We start from the raw sequence: 19,363 nt of genomic DNA, 5'->3' as shown, positions 1-19,363 counted from the left end.
AGGCGGCTGAACGTGAAGATCCGGGTTGAACGCGATGTGCTCGCGGAGGCGGTGGCCTGGACGGCCAAGAGCCTCCCCGCCCGCCCGCCGGTACCCGTGCTCGCGGGCCTGCTGTTGAAGGCGGAAGACGGCACGCTGAGCCTCTCCGGCTTCGACTACGAGGTCTCGGCGCGGGTCTCGGTCGAGGCGGAGGTCGAGGAGGACGGCACGGTGCTGGTCTCCGGCCGGCTGCTGGCCGACATCTGCCGCGCCCTCCCCAACCGCCCGGTGGAGATCTCCACAGACGGTGTACGGGCGACCGTCGTCTGCGGCTCCTCCCGGTTCACGCTGCACACCCTCCCTGTGGAGGAGTACCCGGCGCTGCCGGAGATGCCGTCCGCCACCGGCACCGTTCCCGGCGAGGTCTTCGCCGCCGCGGCCCAGCAGGTCGCCATCGCGGCCGGCCGGGACGACACCCTGCCGGTGCTGACCGGTGTGCGGATCGAGATCGAGGGCGACACCGTCACCCTGGCCTCCACCGACCGCTACCGCTTCGCAGTGCGCGAGTTCCTGTGGAAGCCCGAGACGCCGGACGCCTCCGCGGTGGCCCTGGTGCCCGCCAAGACGCTGCTGGAGACCGCCAAGTCGCTCAGCGGCGGCGACAGTGTGACGCTGGCGCTGTCCGGCTCCGGCTCCGGTGAGGGGCTGATCGGCTTCGAGGGCGCCGGGCGGCGGACGACGACGCGGCTGCTGGAGGGCGATCTGCCGAAGTACCGCACGCTGTTCCCCACGGAGTTCAACTCCGTCGCGGTGATCGAGACGGCGCCGTTCGTGGAGGCCGTCAAGCGCGTGGCGCTGGTCGCGGAGCGGAACACTCCGGTGCGGCTCAGCTTCGAGCAGGGTGTGCTCACCCTGGAGGCCGGCTCCAGCGACGACGCACAGGCTGTGGAGCGGGTCGACGCCGACCTCGAGGGCGACGACATCTCGATCGCCTTCAACCCCGGGTTCCTGCTGGAGGGGCTGAGCGCCATCGACTCGCCCGTCGCCCAGCTGTCGTTCACCACGTCGACCAAGCCGGCGCTGCTGAGCGGCCGCCCGGCCAAGGACGCCGAGGCCGATGACGCGTACAAGTACCTGATCATGCCGGTGCGGCTCTCCGGCTGATGCCGACGACGGCGGCGGCAGTCTGTCCACAGCCTGTGGGGCGTAGGGTCGAATGCGTACGAACTGCGGAAACTCAGCTAAGGGGCAGTGATGGAGCTCGGTCTGGTCGGTCTCGGGAAGATGGGCGGGAACATGCGCGAGCGCATCCGCCGCGGGGGCCACACGGTCATCGGGTATGACCGGAACCCGGACGTCGCCGATGTGGGCAGCCTCAAGGAGCTGGTCGATTCGCTCAGCGCGCCGCGCGTGGTGTGGGTGATGGTGCCGGCGGGCTCGGCCACCCAGTCGACCATCGACGAGCTCGGTGAACTGCTCTCCCCCGGAGACCTGGTCGTGGACGGCGGCAACTCGCGCTGGACCGACGACGAGAAGCACGCCGAGGAGCTGAAGGCCAAGGGCATCGGCTTCGTCGACTGCGGTGTCTCCGGCGGCGTATGGGGCCTGGAGAACGGCTACGCGCTGATGTACGGCGGCTCCGCCGAGGACGTGGCGAAGGTGCAGCCGGTCTTCGACGCGCTCAAGCCCAACGAATCTGACGCGCAAAGCGCGACCACTCGGGGCGGTGGCGGGCGACGGGTGGGCGAGTTCGGCTCCGTCCACGCGGGCAAGGTCGGTGCGGGCCACTTCGCGAAGATGGTCCACAACGGCATCGAGTACGCGATGATGCAGTCCTTCGCCGAGGGCTGGGAGCTGCTGGAGGCCGCGGACTCGGTGACCGACGTACGCGAGGTCTTCCGCTCCTGGCAGGAGGGCACCGTCATCCGCTCCTGGCTGCTGGACCTGGCGGTCAAGGCGCTGGACAGCGACGAGCACCTGGACGCGCTGCGCGGCTACGCGGCGGACTCGGGCGAGGGCCGCTGGACGGTGGAGGCCGCGATCGACAAGGCGGTGCCGCTGCCCGCGATCACCGCTTCGCTGTTCGCCCGGTTCTCCTCCCGGCAGGAGGACTCCCCGCAGATGAAGATGATCGCCGCGCTGCGCAACCAGTTCGGCGGCCACGCGGTGACGGCCGCGAAGGGCGGGGAGAAGGGCGCCGACTCCCCGGGCGCCGACGTCACCCCGCCCACCGGAGGCTGACGGCCAGGCGATGCACGTCACGCATCTCTCGCTCGCTGATTTCCGCTCGTACGCCCGGGCCGAGGTTCCGCTCGGTCCGGGCGTGACGGCGTTCCTCGGGCCGAACGGCCAGGGCAAGACCAACCTGGTCGAAGCCGTCGGCTATCTGGCCACGCTGGGCAGCCACCGGGTCTCGGCGGACGCGCCGCTGGTACGGCAGGGCGCCCAGCGCGCCGTCGTACGGGCCCAGGTGCGGCAGGGCGAGCGTGAGCAGCTGGTCGAGCTGGAGCTGAACCCGGGCAAGGCCAACCGGGCCCGGATCAACCGCTCCTCGCAGGTGCGGCCCCGCGATGTGCTGGGCATCCTGCGCACGGTGCTGTTCGCGCCGGAGGATCTGACGCTGGTCAAGGGCGACCCGGGCGAACGGCGCCGCTTCCTGGACGAGCTGGTGACGGCGCGTGCCCCGCGGATGGCGGGGGTGCGCTCGGACTACGAGCGGGTGCTCAAGCAGCGCAACAGCCTGCTGAAGTCCGCCGCCATGGCGCGGCGGCACGGCGGCCGGGGCGTGGATCTGTCCACGCTGGACGTGTGGGACCAGCATCTGGCGCGTACGGGCGCCGAGTTGCTGGCGCAGCGGCTGGACCTGCTGGCGGTGCTGGGCCCGCTGGCCGACAAGGCGTACGAGCGGCTGGCGCCGGGCGGCGGCCCGGTCGCGTTCGAGTACCGCGGTCCGGTGGCCGGAGCGACCCGGGAGGAGCTGTACGCGGGGTTGGTCGCGGCGCTGGGCGAGGCCCGTAAGCAGGAGATCGAGCGCGGCGTGACGCTCGTCGGCCCGCATCGCGACGATGTACTGCTGCGGCTGGGCGAGCTGCCCGCCAAGGGGTATGCCAGCCATGGCGAGTCGTGGTCCTACGCGCTGGCGCTGCGGCTGGCCGCGTACGAGCTGCTCAAGAGCGAGGGGCATGAGCCGGTGCTGATCCTGGACGATGTCTTCGCCGAGCTGGACACCAGACGCCGTACCCGGCTCGCGGAGTTGGTGGCGACGGCCGAGCAGGTGCTGGTGACCGCCGCCGTGCCGGAGGACGTACCGGATGTGCTGGTGGGAGCACGGTTCGCGGTGGCGGACGGGGAGGTGACGCCGCTGTGAAGGAGCCCCAGGAGCCACAGGAGCCGCAAGCGCCCCAGGAAGCCCAGGAGCCCCGCACGTCGGAGCCGCCCGCGACCAGCGGCGTCGATCTGGCGCGGGTCGCGCTGCGGGCCGCCAAGGAGCAGGCGCGGGCCCGCGGGGCCGAGGCGCAGCAGCGGCGGCAGGCCCGCCGGGGCGGCGGTCTGCGCTCGGGTGCGCGGCGGGACGGGCGGGACCCGCTGCCGCTGGGTGCCGCCGTCAGCAGGCTGATCGCGGAGCGCGGCTGGGAGACCCCGGCGGCGGTCGGCGGGGTGATGGGGCGCTGGCCGCAGCTGGTGGGCCCGGGGCTGGCGCAGCACTGTGAGCCGCAGCGGTACGACGAGGAGGAGCGCACGCTGCTGGTGCGCTGCGACTCCACGGCGTGGGCCACACAACTGCGGCTGCTGGCGCCGCAGGTGGTGGCGCGGCTGAACGAGGCCCTCGGCCAGGGCACCGTACGGATGATCAAGGTGCGGGGCCCGGAGGCTCCGCGCAACGAGTACGGGCCGCTGCGGGCACCCGGCAGCAGAGGTCCCGGCGACACCTACGGGTGAGGTTTCGAGCGCCCCGTCGCCGCCCGTTCGCGTCCCTGTCGCCGTGCGTTCGCGGCCCTCGGCGGCGCCGGTCCGGGGCCCCCGTCGCAGTCCGTGCCCGGACCGGGACAGCCGGAGACGGATCGAAGCGCTCAGTGCCACTGTGAGGCTCTTGGCCCCCCGGTCCAGATATGGGGAGTCGAACGACGCCAGTTCAGGGCGCCACATGTGGACTCAGGCACCGGCAAACCCCCACTCCTGTCGCAGCCACCGGTACACTGGGGGACTACCGCACCGTTGCGGGACATGTCGAACGACGCAGCCGCTCCGCCTTGCCCTGGAGACGGCCTGTGCTGTGCCAGAAAGGGCGCTTCGTGGCCGATTCCGGCGATCTCAACGAGAACGACAAGACGACTCCGCCGCAGCCCGCGGAGGCAACCCCCGAATCCGCAGGCGGCGGCGCCGCCACGTCCGACGCCGAGGTGTCCGAGGTGTCGTACGACGCGAGCGCGATCACCGTCCTGGAAGGGCTGGACGCTGTCCGCAAACGGCCCGGAATGTACATCGGGTCGACCGGTGAACGTGGTCTTCATCACCTCGTCCAAGAGGTGGTCGACAACTCCGTCGACGAGGCCATGGCCGGGCACGCGGACACGATCGACGTGACGCTGCTGGCCGACGGCGGCGTGCGCGTCGTCGACAACGGCCGCGGTATCCCGGTGGGCATCCACCCGGTCGAGAAGAAGCCGGCCGTCGAGGTCGTGCTCACGGTGCTGCACGCGGGCGGCAAGTTCGGCGGCGGCGGTTACGCGGTCTCCGGTGGTCTGCACGGCGTCGGTGTCTCCGTCGTGAACGCCCTGTCGACCAAGCTCGCCGTCGACATCAAGGCCGACGGCTACCGCTGGACGCAGGACTACAAGATGGGGGCGCCGACGGCCCCGCTGGAGAAGAACGAGGCGACGGACGAAACCGGAACGACCGTTACGTTCTGGGCGGATCCGGACATCTTCGAGACGACGGACTATTCGTTCGAGACGCTCGCGCGGCGCTTCCAGGAGATGGCCTTCCTCAACAAGGGCCTGACCATCGCCCTGACCGACGAGCGTGAGGGCCACGTCGACGAGGACGGCAAGCCGAACGCGGTCCGCTACCACTACGAGGGCGGCATCTCGGACTTCGTCCGCTACCTCAACTCCCGCAAGGGCGAGCTGGTCCACCCGACGGTGATCGGCTTCGAGGCCGAGGACACGGAGCGGATGCTCTCCGTCGAGGTCGCGATGCAGTGGAACAACCAGTACAGCGAGGGGGTCTACTCCTTCGCCAACACGATCCACACGCACGAGGGCGGCACCCACGAGGAGGGCTTCCGCGCGGCGCTGACGGGTCTGATCAACCGGTACGCGCGGGAGAAGAAGCTGCTGCGCGAGAAGGACGACAACCTCACGGGTGAGGACATCCGCGAGGGTCTGACCGCGATCATCTCCATCAAGCTGGGCGAGCCCCAGTTCGAGGGCCAGACGAAGACGAAGCTGGGCAACACCGAGGCCAAGACCTTCGTCCAGAAGATCGTCCACGAGCATCTGACCGACTGGCTCGACCGGAACCCGAACGAGGCAGCGGACATCATCCGCAAGGGCATCCAGGCGGCCACGGCCCGGGTCGCCGCGCGCAAGGCACGCGATCTGACGCGGCGCAAGGGCCTGCTGGAGACGGCGTCGCTGCCGGGCAAGCTCTCGGACTGCCAGTCCAACGACCCGGTCAAGTGCGAGATCTTCATCGTGGAGGGTGACTCGGCGGGCGGCTCGGCCAAGTCGGGCCGCGACCCCGAGTACCAGGCCATCCTGCCGATCCGCGGCAAGATCCTGAACGTGGAGAAGGCGCGGATCGACAAGGTCCTCCAGAACGCCGAGGTGCAGGCGCTGATCTCGGCGTTCGGCACGGGTGTGCACGAGGACTTCGACATCGAGAAGCTCCGCTACCACAAGATCATCCTGATGGCGGACGCCGACGTCGACGGCCAGCACATCAACACCCTGCTGCTCACCCTGCTCTTCCGCTTCATGCGGCCGCTGGTGGAGGCCGGACACGTCTTCCTGTCCCAGCCGCCGCTGTACAAGATCAAGTGGAGCCGGGACGAATTCCAGTACGCCTACTCCGACCCCGAGCGCGACAGCCTCATCCAGCTCGGCCGTGAGCAGGGCAAGCGGATCAGGGACGACTCGGTGCAGCGCTTCAAGGGTCTGGGTGAGATGAACGCGGACGAGCTGCGGGTCACCACCATGGACATCGAGCACCGCGTCCTTCGCCAGGTGACGCTGGACGACGCGGCCGCCGCCGACGATCTGTTCTCCATCCTGATGGGTGAGGACGTCGAGGCCCGCCGCTCGTTCATCCAGCGGAACGCCAAGGACGTCCGCTTCCTGGATATTTAGCCGAGTGTTCTGGTTGAGCCCGTCGAATCGCCGCCGGACCCTCGCCGCTGTGGCTGCGCGCCGTTGCGGCGGGAATGGCTTTTCCGCCGCACTACCTCAAGGACTTGATCTTTAACCATGGCCGACGAGACCCCCACCACACCCGAACCGACGCCCGAGAACGCCCCCACGCCCGACAGCGCGCTGGTGGACACCGAGGCGGGTGCGCGCGTCGAGCCCGTCAGCCTCGAGACGGAGATGCAGCGCTCCTACCTCGACTACGCGATGAGCGTGATCGTGAGCCGTGCGCTGCCCGACATCCGCGACGGCCTCAAGCCGGTGCACCGCCGGGTGCTGTACGCGATGTACGACGGCGGCTACCGCCCCGAGAAGGGCTACTACAAGTGCGCCCGCGTCGTCGGCGACGTCATGGGCACCTACCACCCGCACGGTGACACCTCGATCTACGACGCGCTGGTGCGGCTGGCGCAGCCCTGGTCGATGCGGATGCCGCTGGTGGACTCCAACGGCAACTTCGGCTCGCCGGGCAACGACCCGGCGGCGGCCATGCGGTACACCGAGTGCAAGATGGCGCCGCTGGCCATGGAGATGCTCCGGGACATCGACGAGGAGACCGTCGACTTCCAGGACAACTACGACGGCCGCAACCAGGAGCCGACGGTCCTGCCGGCCCGGTTCCCGAACCTGCTGATCAACGGTTCGGCCGGTATCGCCGTCGGTATGGCGACCAACATCCCGCCGCACAATCTGCGGGAGGTCGCCGCGGGTGCCCAGTGGTACCTCGACCACCCCGAGGCCTCCAGCGAGGAGTTGCTGGACGCCCTCATCGAGCGGATCAAGGGCCCGGACTTCCCCAGCGGCGCCCTCGTGGTGGGCCGTCGCGGCATCGAGGAGGCGTACCGCACCGGGCGCGGCTCGATCACCATGCGGGCCGTGGTGGAGGTCGAGGAGATCCAGGGCCGCCAGTGCCTGGTCGTCACCGAGCTGCCCTACCAGGTCAACCCGGACAACCTAGCGCTGAAGATCGCCGACCTGGTCAAGGAGGGCCGGATCGGCGGCATCGCTGACGTCCGCGACGAGACCTCCTCGCGGACCGGCCAGCGCCTCGTCATCGTCCTGAAGCGGGACGCGGTCGCCAAGGTCGTCCTCAACAACCTCTACAAGCACACCGATCTCCAGACCAACTTCGGCGCCAACATGCTGGCCCTGGTCGAGGGCGTGCCGCGCACCCTGTCGCTGGACGCCTTCATCCGGCACTGGGTCGCGCACCAGATCGACGTCATCGTGCGCCGTACCCGCTTCCGGCTGCGCAAGGCCGAGGAGCGCGCCCACATCCTGCGCGGTCTGCTCAAGGCGCTGGACGCGATCGACGAGGTCATCGCGCTGATCCGGCGCAGCCAGACCGTCGAGGAGGCCCGCGAGGGGCTGATGGGGCTGCTGACGATCGACGAGATCCAGGCCAACGCGATCCTGGAGATGCAGCTGCGCAGGCTGGCCGCGCTGGAGCGGCAGAAGATCACCGCGGAGCACGACGAGCTCCAGGCGAAGATCAACGAGTACAACGCGATCCTCGCCTCGCCCGAGCGGCAGCGGCAGATCATCGGCGAGGAGATGAAGGCGATCGTCGACAAGTTCGGCGACGACCGGCGTACCAAGCTGATCCCCTTCGAGGGCGACATGTCCATCGAGGACCTGATCGCCGAGGAGGACATCGTCGTCACGATCACCCGTGGCGGCTACGTCAAGCGCACCAAGACCGACGACTACCGGGCCCAGAAGCGCGGCGGCAAGGGCGTGCGGGGGACGAAGCTGAAGGAAGACGACATCGTCGACCACTTCTTCGTCTCCACCACCCACCACTGGCTGCTGTTCTTCACCAACAAGGGCCGCGTCTACCGGGCCAAGGCGTACGAACTGCCGGACGCCGGGCGGGACGCGCGGGGCCAGCACGTGGCGAACCTGCTGGCCTTCCAGCCGGACGAGCAGATCGCCGAGATCCTCGCCATCCGGGACTACGAGGCAGCGCCCTATCTGGTGCTGGCCACCAAGTCGGGCCTGGTCAAGAAGACCCCGCTCAAGGACTACGACTCGCCCCGCTCCGGCGGCGTCATCGCCATCAACCTCCGCGAGATGGAGGACGGCCGGGACGACGAGCTGATCGGTGCCGAGCTGGTCTCCCCCGACGACGACCTGCTGCTGGTCAGCAGGAAGGCGCAGTCGATCCGCTTCACCGCGACCGACGACGCGCTGCGCCCGATGGGCCGGGCCACCTCCGGCGTCAAGGGGATGAGTTTCCGCGAAGACGACGAACTCCTCTCGATGAATGTCGTGCGGGCGGGTACGTTCGTGTTCACAGCCACCGATGGCGGGTACGCGAAGCGGACCAACGTGGACGAGTACCGGGTCCAGGGCCGCGGCGGCCTCGGCATCAAGGCCGCCAAGATCGTGGAAGACCGGGGATCACTGGTCGGCGCGCTGGTGGTCGAGGAGACCGACGAGATCCTCGCCATCACGCTCGGCGGCGGTGTGATCCGTACGCGGGTCAACGAAGTGAGGGAGACCGGCCGTGACACCATGGGCGTCCAACTGATCAACCTGGGCAAGAAGGACGCGGTTGTCGGCGTGGCACGTAACGCCGAAGCCGGTCGGGAGGCCGAGGAAGTGGAGGCCGCGGCGGGTACCCCTGACGAGGGGGAGCAGCAGGACGCGCCCGACCCGGACGACGACCAGGACAACTAGGAGCAGGGCGTGAGTGGTGCTCAGCCGCAGCCGAAGGCTCAGCCGCAGCCGCAGGCGAAGCCCCCGTCCCCGGCCCAGCCGCAGCCGCAGCCGCAGCAGAGTGAGCAGCAGCCGCACCGGCCGCCGCAGGCGTATCCGTCGCCGGACGGCGGCCGGCCGGGCCCTTCGGGTCGGCCCCCGTCGGGGTCGGACACCGTACGCAAGCCCCGCACCGGGGCCCGTACGGTGCCGCGGACGCGCAAGGCCAGGCTGCGGGTGGCGAAGGCGGACCCGTGGTCGGTGATGAAGGTCAGCTTCCTGCTGGCGGTCGCGCTGGGGGTGTGCACCATCGTGGCGGTCGCCGTGCTGTGGATGGTGATGGACGCGATGGGCGTCTTCTCCACCCTCGGCGGCACCGTCAGCGAGGCCACCAGCGCGGAGGGCAGCGGCGGCTTCGATCTGGAGACGTTCCTCTCGCTGCCCCGGGTGCTGCTGTTCACCTCGCTCATCGCCGTGATCAATGTTGTCCTGGCCACCGCGCTGGCCACCCTGGGTGCCTTCATCTACAACCTCTCGGCCGGCTTCGTCGGCGGCGTCGAGCTGACCCTGGCGGAGGACGAGTAGGCCCCTCCGGGCTCCCCGGAGGGGCCCTCCGGCCCCACGGAACCGATTTGGGACCACGGCTGAAGTGCGCTAACCTTTCCGTGCAGCGCGCGGCTATAGCTCAGACGGTTAGAGCGCTTCCCTGATAAGGAAGAGGCCCCAGGTTCAAGTCCTGGTAGCCGCACCAGCACCAAGGCCCCCAGCTTCCTGAAGCCGGGGGCCTTTTGCGTCCCATGGGGGACATCAGCCGTGGGCAGAGAGCTGCACGCGCCACGGGCGGCTGCGGAGGGTGTATGAGAGCGCCACCGTGAGCCACGAGGCGATGGCGATGCTGCCCGAGAGGGTTTCGTAGCAGGGGTACCAGTCGAGGTGCTCCAGGTCGAGGGCCGCGCGCTGGACGATGAGGGCCGCGCCCAGCGACTCCGTCACGGCGGCGGGGAACAGCGCGCAGAGCAGGGCCCAGCGTGGGACACGTGCTCCCCAGGCCGCGATGGTCGCCCAGGCCACCAATGCCGCGACCAGGCCGAGCGTGGCGTTGCCCGCCTGGGCCAGGCCCGGGTGTTCGAACTGGGCCTGTACCTGGGCGGAGGCGGGGTGTCCCGGCATCCCGACCTCTCCGCGCGATGCCATGTAGAGCTTCTGCCCCACGTACGCCAAGGAGCCCGCGACCGTCAGCCAGGCCGCCAGCCTTACGAGGGGTCCGGCGGGAGCGGGGCGGGCCGGCCGCAGGAGCTTGTGGCGGATCGGGGCAACGGATGCGGTCACGTCGAGGCTCATGGGTTCCATGCTGTTCGGCGCGCACGCCTCCCACGTCGGGCCGGAGAACCATCCCGCTCCACCGGGCGGACGAGCGGCGACCGCACCGGAGGAGGAGAGATCAAAGTGCCGCTTGTCGGCAAAGAGTTCGTTTTTCCCGCGTGTTCATGCAACCAGTGCAACCTTCCGTACGTTTCGTGGATCTGCTTCGTCGAGTCAACAGACTCCTTCGAAACTTCGGCCCTTCGCCGAGCAGCCGGCTCGCGGGGCCCCTTCTCCACTTGGGGAACACATGCGTATGCGTGCCACTGCCGCCGCCGTGAGCGGTGCCCTGGCCCTGACCGCTTTCGCGGTTCCGACCGCGCTGGCCGCCACTGCTGGGACGAGCGACGCCGCGGCGGCCGTCCGTGCCGGCCACGACGCCGCTCTGAGCAAGGCCGCCTCGGCGCAGCGGGCGGCTGCCCCGTTCGGGCTGCGTGCGGGTACGGACGACGGTTCCGGCGACACGCAGATATCCGACGTCGTCGTCAACGGCGGCAAGGATGTGGTGCTGGGCACCACCAACGCCAAGACGGTGACGGTCACCTTCACCGTGACCGACGACTCCGGCGCCGCATGGGCCGACGCCATCCTGTGGCACGGCCCGACCTTCGACGAACTGGACGCAGGTGTCCTGGCGAACGAGGACGAGGCCGACTGCACGGCCACGTCGGACACCACGGCCAACTGCAAGCAGACATTCACGATCGACCCGCAGGTGGATCTGACCAACGCGGTGGCGGGCGGCTGGAAGGTCGAGGCGATCGCCCAGGGCAACGACACGGACTGGGTGCAGCAGGACAGCGTCAAGTCGTTCGCGATGAAGCGCTACTCCAAGCTGACCGTCAACGCGTCCCCGGAGCCGGTGAAGAAGGGCAGGACCCTCACCATCACCGGCTCCCTCACCCGCGCCAACTGGGACACCTCCAAGTACGGGGGCTACACCAAGCAGACGGTGGCGCTGCAGTCCAGGCCGGCGAGCGGTGGCAGCTACACCACCTCCAAGACGTACACCAGCGGCAGCGGTTCGTCCGCCGGGGTCGTCAAGACCACCCGTACCGCGGGCAAGGACACCTGCTGGCGCTACTCCTTCGCGGGCACCTCGACCACTCCGTCGGTCACCTCGACCGGTGACTGCGTGGACGTCCGCTGAACGGAGCCGGGCACGCCGGTCCGCCGCTCCGCCGTCGGCTGACCTCGGCCCGCTGATACGGCCCCGCTTCTGATACGGCCCTGCTCCGGGGGCGCCGGAATCCGGTGTTCCCGGAGCGGGTCGGTCCGGGCCCCGGGCGGGTTCGTACGGAGCAGTGTTGTGAGCATGTCCGCGCCCGCTGCGACGGCCGCGGCATGCAGTACGACGGCGACGGCGGGGTTTTCCGGGAGGGTGACGTCGCTCGGCCGGGCCACCGCAACGTACAGCGTGAGCGGCAGTTTCCAGCCGCTCCACGCGAACAGCGAGCCCGATCCCAGCCAGCCCACCGCGAGCGGCAGCAGCCGGGGCAGCCGCGCGGGCCGGGCCAGGGCGAGTGCCCATACGGCGGCCGACCCGGCCAGCGCCCACAGCGCGCCCACACCGGTCAGCACGGAACCGGCGGTGTCCCGCTCGGCGGGGTGGGCGATCCCGAGGGTGCCGCCGACCGCCCAGTACAGCCAGACCAGCCCCACCGCGGTCGCGAGGCCGGCCGCGCAGAGCGCCAGTACGCGCGTACCGCCGCCGTTCCGTGCGCTGTCACCGAGCCGCCCGGCGAAGGCGTCCGGCCAGCGGCGCCGCAGATAGGCGGGGAGCGCGACGGCGAGCCCGAGCCCCATCCCGATGAAGCCGAACTGGACCAGGGCGGCCTCCCAGCCCGGCATGGTGGGATCGCCGCCTGTGCCGTCGCCCGGGCCCGCGCCGTCGCCTGATCCCCCGCCCGCGCCCCTGCCTGCGCCGTCGGCCGGGCCGTCCCCGTCCGCCCGCTCGTCCCCGGAGGCGCCCAGGAGCGCGCTGAGCACGCTGTACGGCAGGATCGACACCAGGAACCCGGAGCCCGTCCAGGCGCAGAAGACCACCAGCCACGCCGGTATCCGCATCCCCCACGGCCGCGCCAGGGCGAGTCCCAGTGCGATTCCGGTGGCCGCCATGCCGATGGTCACCGTGTTGAGGAGTACCCATCCGGCCAGGTCGAAGCCCTCTCCCACCGGCAGCAGTCCCAGCAGCGGGCCGGCCACCCAGGACACCTTGATCAGCAAATACGGTGCGAGCGCCAGGGCCGCTCCATAGGCCGACCCCCGTCCGACCCGGTCCCAGCGCTCCACCCGGCCCCCCTTCCCTCAGCGGTGATCCCACCCTCGGACGCGCTGCCCGCCGCCACATCCACCGCTGGGCTCATCCGCCTCCACCGTCCGGCTGAGCCGGGTCACACCCTGTGATGACGTTTGCACCGCGCCGGGTCCTGGTACCGGTAGCGGCGTCCTGACGTCGGCGCCGGCCGGCGCCCTCTCGGTGAGCGGAGTGCTGCGATGACCAGTCCCGATCCCGGATCCCGGCCCGAGAACGAGCCCGAGCGGGAGCCCGCGAACGAGCCCGAGCGAGGGCCCGAGAATGTGCCCGAGCGGGAGCCCGCGAACGAGCCCGAGCGGGAGCCCGCGAACGAGCCCGAGCGGGAGCCCGCGAACGAGCCCGAGCGGGAGAAGACCTCCGGGCGGCGGCCCGAGGGGCCGCCCCATGAGCGCAGCGGAACGCTCGGCCAGACGCTCAAACGCACCCTGACCGAGTTCAAGGAGGACAATCTCTCCGACTCGGCCGCCGCCCTCACCTACTACTCGGTGCTGTCGATCTTCCCCGCCCTGATCGCGTTGATCTCGCTGGTCAGCCTGGTGATGAGCCCGAAGAAGATCATCAGCACCCTGACCGACCTGGTCGGCTCGATCGGCCCGGCGTCCGCAGTCGACACCTTCAAGAAGCCGATCGAGTCCATGGCGTCCAGCTCCGGCACTTCCACAGTGCTGCTGATCGTCGGCGCACTGGGTGCGCTGTGGACGGCCTCGGGTTACGTGGGGGCCTTCATCCGCGCCTCCAATGTGATCTACGAGGTGGAGGAGGGCCGCTCCTTCTTCAAGCTGCGTCCGGTGCAGCTGCTGGTGACGCTGATCGCGGTGCTGCTCCAGGCCGCTGTGCTGGTCGCGCTGGTGATCAGCGGGCCGCTGGCCAAGAAGGTCGGGAACGCGCTGGGCGCCGGGGACGCGGCGGTGACGGCGTGGAACTTCGCCAAGTGGCCGGTGATGGTGTTGGTCGTCGTACTGATCATCGCCGTGCTGTACTACGCCTCGCCCAACGCGCGGCTGCGCGGTTTCGGTTCGGTGCTGCCCGGTGCCGTAGTGGCGCTGGTGGTCTGGCTGATCGCCTCGGTGGGCTTCGCGTTCTACGTGGCGAACTTCGGGTCGTACAACAAGACCTACGGGACGCTGGGCGGAGTCGTGGTGTTCCTGGTGTGGCTGTGGCTCACCAATCTGGCCATCGCGCTGGGTGCCGAGTTCAACGCCGAGCGGGAGCGCGGCCGGCAGCTGGCAGCGGGGGTGCTCGGCGCGGAGCGCGAGATCCAGCTGGAGGAGCGCTCCGGGACCAAGCGGAAGAAGCGCTCCCGGACCGCCTGACACCGGCCCTCGCGGGGCGCTTGACGGCGCGTAGGGGCGCGGCCGGGCCGACCCGGCTGTACGGGAAGCCTGTTGGGTATCATCGGCCGCCAGAGAGGTCCCAATGTCTATGAAGGACGAGGTAGCGCGGTGAAGAAGCTTTTCCTGGTCGCACTGGCCGCCATCGGCGGTCTCCTCGTGTACCGCCAGATCCAGGCGGACCGCGCCGAGCAGGATCTGTGGACGGAGGCGACCGACTCCGTGCCCGCAGGTTCGGGCGTGTAAGCCCCAGCGAACAGTGAACGAAGGCCCCGGCCGCTTCAGGCGGCCGGGGCCTTCGTCGTTTCGGCCCTGCAGGGTTGGGTGTATGGAGCCGCTCGCTGTTGCCGTACCGTGACGCTTCCCCTCTTGTCGCTTGCTGCTGCAAACTCCTACCGTGCTGGAGCAAAGCTGCTGAGGCCGAACGGTCCGAGGGGGACGATGGACATGCGACCAGTGCGAAGCCGCCTGACGCGGGGGGTGACGGGCGGGGCGCTGCTCGCCCTCCTCGCCGTACCGCTCACGGCGGCCCCGACCGAAGCGTCGACTGCCACCAAGGCGGCCCCGACCAAGACAGCGGCTGCCACCGAGGCGCTCGGCAACAACTCGATGGAGATTGTGCTGGACTCCTCGGGCTCGATGGCCGACAAGGACGACTCGGGGCAGACCCGGATGCAGTCCGCACGCAAGGCGGTCGGCACTCTCGTCGACAGCCTGCCCGACGGCTATCCGACGGGGCTGCGGGTCTACGGCGCCGACAAGACCGACAGCTGCACCGACACCCGGCTCGCCGAACCGGTCCGGGCGCTGGACCGCAATAGCATCAAGAAGGCCGTCGCCGAGGTGCGGCCCAAGGGCGAGACGCCCATCGGCCACTCCCTCGAGAAGGCCGCCGCCGATCTGCCCCGCGCATCGGAGAACGGCATCGGCCGCCGCACGATCGTGCTGGTCTCCGACGGCGAGGACACCTGCGGGACGCCCAAGCCCTGCGAGGTCGCGAAGGAGCTGTCCCGGGACGGGCTCGATCTGCGTATCGACGCCATCGGCTTCCAGGTGAAGGGCAAGGCGCGCAAGCAGCTGGAGTGCATCGCCGAGGCCGGGCACGGCAAGTACTACGACGCTCCGAAGGCCGACGACCTGGCCCGCGAACTCGAGCGCGCGGGGCGGCAGTCGGCCGCCGGGTACCGCTTCAAGGGCAAGCGCGTCACCGGAACGCGGTCCTCCGCCGACGCCCCCGCGCTGCGCAGCCCCGGCCAGTACCTGGACACCATCGGTCCGGGCGAGACCCGCTGGTACAGCACCGAACTGGACGCCGAGTCCGCCGCGAAGGCCATGGACTTCGCCGCCACGGGGGTGCCGCAGCCCGGGGCGCCGGTCGACAGGATGGACGGGCTGAAGCTGACGATGCGCAGCTCCGACGGCAGCATGTGCGGGGACGACCGGTCCTGGTTCGAGCAGGACGAGGGCGGCACCCCGATCACCACGGCCGTCAGCCGGATCCCCAGCGAGGACGGCAGCCGTACCTGCGACAAGCCGGGCCGGTTCACCTTCGAGCTGACCCGCGACACCGCCGAGGACTCCGACCGGGCACGCTGGCCCGTCGAGCTGCGGCTCGGCACCGAGCGGGCGCTGCCGGGGGGCGCCGTCCCGGCTCGCGCGGAGACCGGGTACCGGAACGCGGGCAAGGACGCCACGATGCCGGCCGGAACGCCCCGGGACATCGAGGGCGGCACCGGCTTCAACGACGCGAGGAAGCTGCGGAAGGGCGTGTGGCGGGACACCCTGCTGCCGGCCGAGACCCGCTGGTACCGGGTTCCGGTCGGCTGGAACCAACAGCTCCGCTACGACGTGGAGTTCGCCAACGAGCCCAAGCGCAGGGAGATCGCCCCCGACATCTCGTACGTGCGGACGGAGACGTACGCGCCCGGGCGGGTGCCGGTCGCGGACGGCCTGGAGTTCACCGCGCGACAGCCCTACCGGGGTGACCCCGTGAAGGTGTCGCAGGGTACCGTGCCCGTCGCCTGGAAGAACCGGGCGGAGTCGCAGAGCTCCGTGCAGCCCGTGCGGCGCGGCGGCAACTACTACATCGCCGTCACGCTGGGCGCCGGGGCGGCCGAGATCGCCGACAACGCCGCGGTCCGCGTCGTCCTGCGCGTCGACGTCAAGGGCAAGGCGAAGCGGGGGCCCGAGCACGACGCCCCGTTCGTCGACGCCAAGGCAGCAGCGGACCGCGGGTCCGCCGGGTCCGGTGGCGGCGACGCGGAGCACGCCGGGGACTCCGGGCTGCTGTCCCCGGCGGTGCTGGCCGGTGGCGGCGCCGCAGCGGTGCTGGTGGTGGCAGGAGGGGTCTGGTACGCGCTGCGGCGGCGTGCCAGGGTCCACAGCATGAACGGGATGAGGGGTGGGACGTGGTGACTCGCCACAACTGGAGCGGACGCGGACAGGTGTGCGTGCGCGGGCGCGGAAACGGTCGCGGTCGCGGGCCGGCCGAGCGCGCCGGCGCGTTGACAGCCGCCCTGTGTGTGACTGCCGCGGCGCTGGGCATGTCCGCGCCGGGCGCCTGGGCGGCGAGCGAGCCGCGCCTGTACACGATGTCCGAGGACGCCAAGAAGGTCACCGGCACCACCAGCAGCGGGGACGCGCCCAAGCTGACATCCGGTCTGTTCACCGACCGGATCAAGCCGGGCGAGGAGAAGTACTACGCCCTCGATCTGAACGCCAAGTCCGATGTCCATGTCACCGCGACCGGCGTCCCGGAACCCGGCACCAGGGTCACCTACGAGGACGGCCTCACGGTGACGCTCCAGACCACCGACGGTGACACCTGCGACGAGGGCGATGCCGACGGCGACGGCGACACCGCCTTCCCGCTGTCAGCGCACGCCGCCCGGCTGGTGGGCGACACCGTCAACGAGAGCTGCCGGATGAAGGGCCCGTACCTCGTGCACGTCGTACGCGAGGAGGGCGACAACTCCGATCCGAGCTCGTGGCCGCTGGAACTGTCGGTCATGAAGGAGCCCGGCCTCAAGGGCAGCATCCCCGCGCCCCGTCCCGGCGCCGAGGAGGAGACCGACGACAACAACACCCGCCCGGCGCCGCCCTCGGGGACGCCGAAGTCCCGCAAGGGCGGCACCGGTTTCAACGACGCCCGCGCGATCGCCGACGGGGTCTGGAAGGACCGCCTCCGCGCCGGCGAGACCCGCTACTTCCGGGTGCCCGTCGACTGGGGCCAGCGGCTGTACGCGCGCATGGAGGTGCCCAACGCGGCGCGGCAGGACGAGACCGGCAGCATGTTCCTGCCCAACGGCTTCCGGATGAACGTCTACAACCCGGCGCGGTCGGCGCTCTACGACGAGGACTTCCAGAGCTACGACGGTGACGGTGCCAAGTTCGACCGGTACAGCAATCCGGTCCGCTACGAGAACCGCTTCCTCGACGGCGACACCGTCTCCGGGACCCGTTTCGCGGGCTGGTACTACGTGGCCGTGACCGCCAGCCCTGACATGGTCAAGCCGTTCCCCAAGGGCACCCCCGTCACGCTGCGGATCGGTGTGGAGGGCAAGGGGAAGCAGGGCCCGGAGTACAACGGGGACGCCAAGGACGCCGGGTTCGGGGTCGACGACCAGGACCGCGAGATGGCCGAGAAGGGCCTGACCGAAGGCGACGCCGAGCAGAACGCGACCCTGCGGATGTTCGGCTGGGTCGGCGTCGGTGCGGGCGCCGCGCTGCTCGTCGTGCTCGCCGCGTGGCTGTTGCTGGCCCGCCGCCGTGCGGCTCCCGCTGTCGCTGCCCCGCCGTACACTCCGGCCCGGCCCGGCGGCTGGCCCCCGCACGGCGGCTACCCCCAGGGCTAGCCGACGGCTAGCTCGCGGAAGTGAGGGCCCACATGCCTGCGGCCAGGCAGATGAGGGCGACTATCAGCACCGGCACCGCCACTTTCACCGGCGGGCCGGGCTTCCGCGTGGGCGCGCCTGGCGCCGCGGGCGCAGGTGTGGGCGGCGCAGGCGCGGGTGCGGAGGCCGGTGGTGCGGGCGGCGTGCCCGGGGCCACGGGGTTCGGCTGCCCGGCCGCGGGCGGCTGGTACGCGGTGTAGGGGCGGGTGCCGTCACCCGCGTCGGGAGCGTACGGATAGTGCTGCGTCTCGGCGGCGGGCACAGGTGCGGGCGGTTGCAGCGGGAAGCTCCCGGTGGCCGACGGCTGCGGCGCGGCGGGCGCGTCGGCACCGCCACCACCGACGGCTGCACCGGCACCACCACCGACAGCCGCACCACCGACAGCGGCACCGGCGGCACCGCCAGCAGCACCCTCGCCCGCGCCCGCAGCACCCGCGCCCGCAGCGCCCGGTGCGCCCCCCTCCGCCCCGGTGGCGCCGCGCAGCGGGCCGTCGGGGCCGAAGCCCTCGGGAAGCGGGCCGAGATGGTCGAAGACCTCGACCGGCTCCTGCTCCAACGTCGCATCCTGGTCCAACAGCTCCGCCGCGCTCGCCAACGCCTTGCGCGTACCTGTCGCGGTGCGGAAGCGCGCGGCGGGATCGGGCTGCAGCAGCTGCCCCAGCACCTGCCACAGCGGCTCGGGAACGCCCTCGGGCGCGGCGGGCATGCCGTTCTCGTACTGCTCGAAAAGGGCCTGCGAGTCCGGCTTCGTGCCGGTGAGCAGATAGAGCCCGACCAGCCCGACCGCGTACAGGTCGGACGGGAAGTCCGCCTCGGCCTCCAGCATCTGCTCGGGCGCGAAGTAGCCGGGCGTACCGACCACATAGTTGGTCTCCGTCAGCCGGGGCTCGCCCTTGCGCATGGAGATGCCGAAGTCGGACAGCCGCAGATGCGGCCGTCCGGTTCCGGTGGGCTCCAGCAGGATGTTGGCCGGTTTGATGTCCCTGTGCACCACGTCCTCGGCGTGCACGGCGGCCAGACCGGAGAGCAGCTGGTCGAGCAGGGTGCAGACGAATGTGGGGGGCAACGGCCCGTAGTCGCCGACCAGATGGGCCAGTGAGCCGCCGCGCACCAGATCCATGGTGAACAGGACCTTCTCGTCATCGGCCGCCCAGCTCGCCGGGGCCAGCACGTGCGGGTGGTCGATGCGCAGGGCCTGTTCGCGGACGAAGCGCAGCAGTGTGTGGGCATCGGACTGCTGGAGCACCTTGGCGGCGACGTACCGTTTGCGCCGGTGGTCCCAGGCTCGCCAGACCATGCCGACGCCGCCGCGTCCGATCGGATCGATCAGCTCGTATCTGCCGGCGAAGATCTCTCCCATGGTGCTGCGCCTGC

15 protein-coding genes and 1 tRNA gene are annotated in these 19,363 nt (G+C 70.7%); 13 read left to right on the top strand and 3 right to left on the bottom strand.

What is annotated here, in order from left to right; translation table 11 throughout:
- Positions 1–12 precede the first annotated feature (12 nt).
- The 8 genes from dnaN to ACQEU8_RS17910 all read left to right on the top strand — a co-directional run bounded on the left by dnaN (position 13) and on the right by ACQEU8_RS17910 (position 9,837).
- A complete protein-coding gene (gene dnaN / locus ACQEU8_RS17945; RefSeq protein ID WP_433101746.1) occupies positions 13–1,143 on the top strand; it encodes a DNA polymerase III subunit beta in 1,131 nt (376 codons plus the stop codon).
- Between the two features lie 90 nt (positions 1,144–1,233).
- Positions 1,234–2,220 (top strand): phosphogluconate dehydrogenase (NAD(+)-dependent, decarboxylating), encoded by a 987-nt coding sequence (gnd, locus tag ACQEU8_RS17940; RefSeq protein WP_433101744.1) that lies wholly within the window; start codon positions 1,234–1,236, stop codon positions 2,218–2,220.
- A 10-nt stretch (positions 2,221–2,230) separates the two neighbouring features.
- A complete protein-coding gene (recF, locus tag ACQEU8_RS17935; protein WP_433101742.1) occupies positions 2,231–3,346 on the top strand; it encodes a DNA replication/repair protein RecF in 1,116 nt (371 codons plus the stop codon).
- Positions 3,343–3,918: a DUF721 domain-containing protein gene (locus ACQEU8_RS17930; RefSeq protein WP_433101740.1), complete on the top strand. Its 576-nt coding sequence runs from the start codon at positions 3,343–3,345 to the stop codon at positions 3,916–3,918. The genes recF and ACQEU8_RS17930 overlap by 4 nt, the downstream gene beginning before the upstream one ends.
- A gap of 329 nt (positions 3,919–4,247) precedes the next feature.
- On the top strand, positions 4,248–6,329 hold the full coding sequence (gene gyrB / locus ACQEU8_RS17925; RefSeq protein WP_433101738.1) for a DNA topoisomerase (ATP-hydrolyzing) subunit B: 2,082 nt from the start codon (positions 4,248–4,250) through the stop codon (positions 6,327–6,329).
- A gap of 117 nt (positions 6,330–6,446) precedes the next feature.
- The gene (gyrA, locus tag ACQEU8_RS17920) at positions 6,447–9,068 is read left to right on the top strand and encodes a DNA gyrase subunit A (protein WP_433101736.1); all 2,622 of its coding nucleotides are present in this window, start codon (positions 6,447–6,449) and stop codon (positions 9,066–9,068) included.
- A gap of 9 nt (positions 9,069–9,077) precedes the next feature.
- Positions 9,078–9,671 carry a DUF3566 domain-containing protein gene (locus ACQEU8_RS17915; protein ID WP_433101734.1) on the top strand — a complete coding sequence of 198 codons (594 nt, stop codon included), beginning with the start codon at positions 9,078–9,080 and terminating at the stop codon, positions 9,669–9,671.
- An 89-nt stretch (positions 9,672–9,760) separates the two neighbouring features.
- Positions 9,761–9,837 (top strand) — tRNA-Ile (locus ACQEU8_RS17910).
- Positions 9,838–9,893: 56 nt separating this feature from the next.
- On the opposite strand, the gene ACQEU8_RS17905 is transcribed toward ACQEU8_RS17910, so the two are convergent.
- A complete protein-coding gene (locus tag ACQEU8_RS17905) occupies positions 9,894–10,427 on the bottom strand; it encodes a hypothetical protein (protein WP_433101732.1) in 534 nt (177 codons plus the stop codon).
- Positions 10,428–10,704: 277 nt separating this feature from the next.
- Between ACQEU8_RS17905 and ACQEU8_RS17900 the strand changes: the two genes are divergently transcribed.
- Positions 10,705–11,598 (top strand): DUF5707 domain-containing protein, encoded by an 894-nt coding sequence (locus tag ACQEU8_RS17900; protein WP_433101730.1) that lies wholly within the window; start codon positions 10,705–10,707, stop codon positions 11,596–11,598.
- Here the strand turns inward: ACQEU8_RS17900 and ACQEU8_RS17895 are convergent.
- Positions 11,529–12,740, bottom strand: coding sequence for a hypothetical protein (locus ACQEU8_RS17895; protein ID WP_433101728.1), 1,212 nt, complete (start codon positions 12,738–12,740; stop codon positions 11,529–11,531). The two genes, ACQEU8_RS17900 and ACQEU8_RS17895, sit on opposite strands and share 70 nt — an antisense overlap.
- Before the next feature lie 204 nt (positions 12,741–12,944).
- On the opposite strand from ACQEU8_RS17895, the gene ACQEU8_RS17890 reads away from it, so the two are divergent.
- The 4 genes from ACQEU8_RS17890 to ACQEU8_RS17875 all read left to right on the top strand — a co-directional run bounded on the left by ACQEU8_RS17890 (position 12,945) and on the right by ACQEU8_RS17875 (position 17,950).
- Positions 12,945–14,078 carry a YhjD/YihY/BrkB family envelope integrity protein gene (locus tag ACQEU8_RS17890; RefSeq protein WP_433101726.1) on the top strand — a complete coding sequence of 378 codons (1,134 nt, stop codon included), beginning with the start codon at positions 12,945–12,947 and terminating at the stop codon, positions 14,076–14,078.
- Positions 14,079–14,207: 129 nt separating this feature from the next.
- Positions 14,208–14,342, top strand: a complete 135-nt coding sequence (locus ACQEU8_RS17885) for a DLW-39 family protein (RefSeq protein WP_019356762.1) — start codon at positions 14,208–14,210, stop codon at positions 14,340–14,342.
- A 201-nt stretch (positions 14,343–14,543) separates the two neighbouring features.
- Positions 14,544–16,511 carry a vWA domain-containing protein gene (locus ACQEU8_RS17880; RefSeq protein ID WP_433101724.1) on the top strand — a complete coding sequence of 656 codons (1,968 nt, stop codon included), beginning with the start codon at positions 14,544–14,546 and terminating at the stop codon, positions 16,509–16,511.
- Complete coding sequence (locus tag ACQEU8_RS17875) at positions 16,505–17,950, top strand: hypothetical protein (RefSeq protein WP_433101722.1); 1,446 nt, start codon at positions 16,505–16,507, stop codon at positions 17,948–17,950. The genes ACQEU8_RS17880 and ACQEU8_RS17875 overlap by 7 nt, the downstream gene beginning before the upstream one ends.
- Before the next feature lie 7 nt (positions 17,951–17,957).
- Here ACQEU8_RS17875 and ACQEU8_RS17870 read toward each other — a convergent pair whose 3' ends face one another.
- The gene (locus ACQEU8_RS17870; RefSeq protein ID WP_433101720.1) at positions 17,958–19,349 is read right to left on the bottom strand and encodes a serine/threonine protein kinase; all 1,392 of its coding nucleotides are present in this window, start codon (positions 19,347–19,349) and stop codon (positions 17,958–17,960) included.
- Between the last annotated feature and the right edge of the window lie 14 nt (positions 19,350–19,363).

The sequence above is a fragment of the Streptomyces sp. CA-250714 genome, from assembly GCF_050936705.1.
Lineage (GTDB): Bacteria > Actinomycetota > Actinomycetes > Streptomycetales > Streptomycetaceae > Streptomyces.
Note: the sequence above shows the minus strand (reverse complement) of the source record. Positions and strands in the feature narration are given on the sequence as shown.

Bases quoted from the DNA above. Each gene is read 5' to 3' on its own strand.
- ACQEU8_RS17900 (WP_433101730.1), top strand. From the start codon at position 10,705: ATGCGTGCCACTGCCGCCGCCGTGAGCGGTGCCCTGGCCCTGACCGCT.
- ACQEU8_RS17905 (WP_433101732.1), bottom strand. From the start codon at position 10,427: ATGAGCCTCGACGTGACCGCATCCGTTGCCCCGATCCGCCACAAGCTC.
- gnd (WP_433101744.1), top strand. From the start codon at position 1,234: ATGGAGCTCGGTCTGGTCGGTCTCGGGAAGATGGGCGGGAACATGCGC.
- ACQEU8_RS17890 (WP_433101726.1), top strand. From the start codon at position 12,945: ATGACCAGTCCCGATCCCGGATCCCGGCCCGAGAACGAGCCCGAGCGG.
- ACQEU8_RS17870 (WP_433101720.1), bottom strand. From the start codon at position 19,349: ATGGGAGAGATCTTCGCCGGCAGATACGAGCTGATCGATCCGATCGGA.
- ACQEU8_RS17880 (WP_433101724.1), top strand. From the start codon at position 14,544: ATGCGACCAGTGCGAAGCCGCCTGACGCGGGGGGTGACGGGCGGGGCG.
- gyrA (WP_433101736.1), top strand. From the start codon at position 6,447: ATGGCCGACGAGACCCCCACCACACCCGAACCGACGCCCGAGAACGCC.
- recF (WP_433101742.1), top strand. From the start codon at position 2,231: ATGCACGTCACGCATCTCTCGCTCGCTGATTTCCGCTCGTACGCCCGG.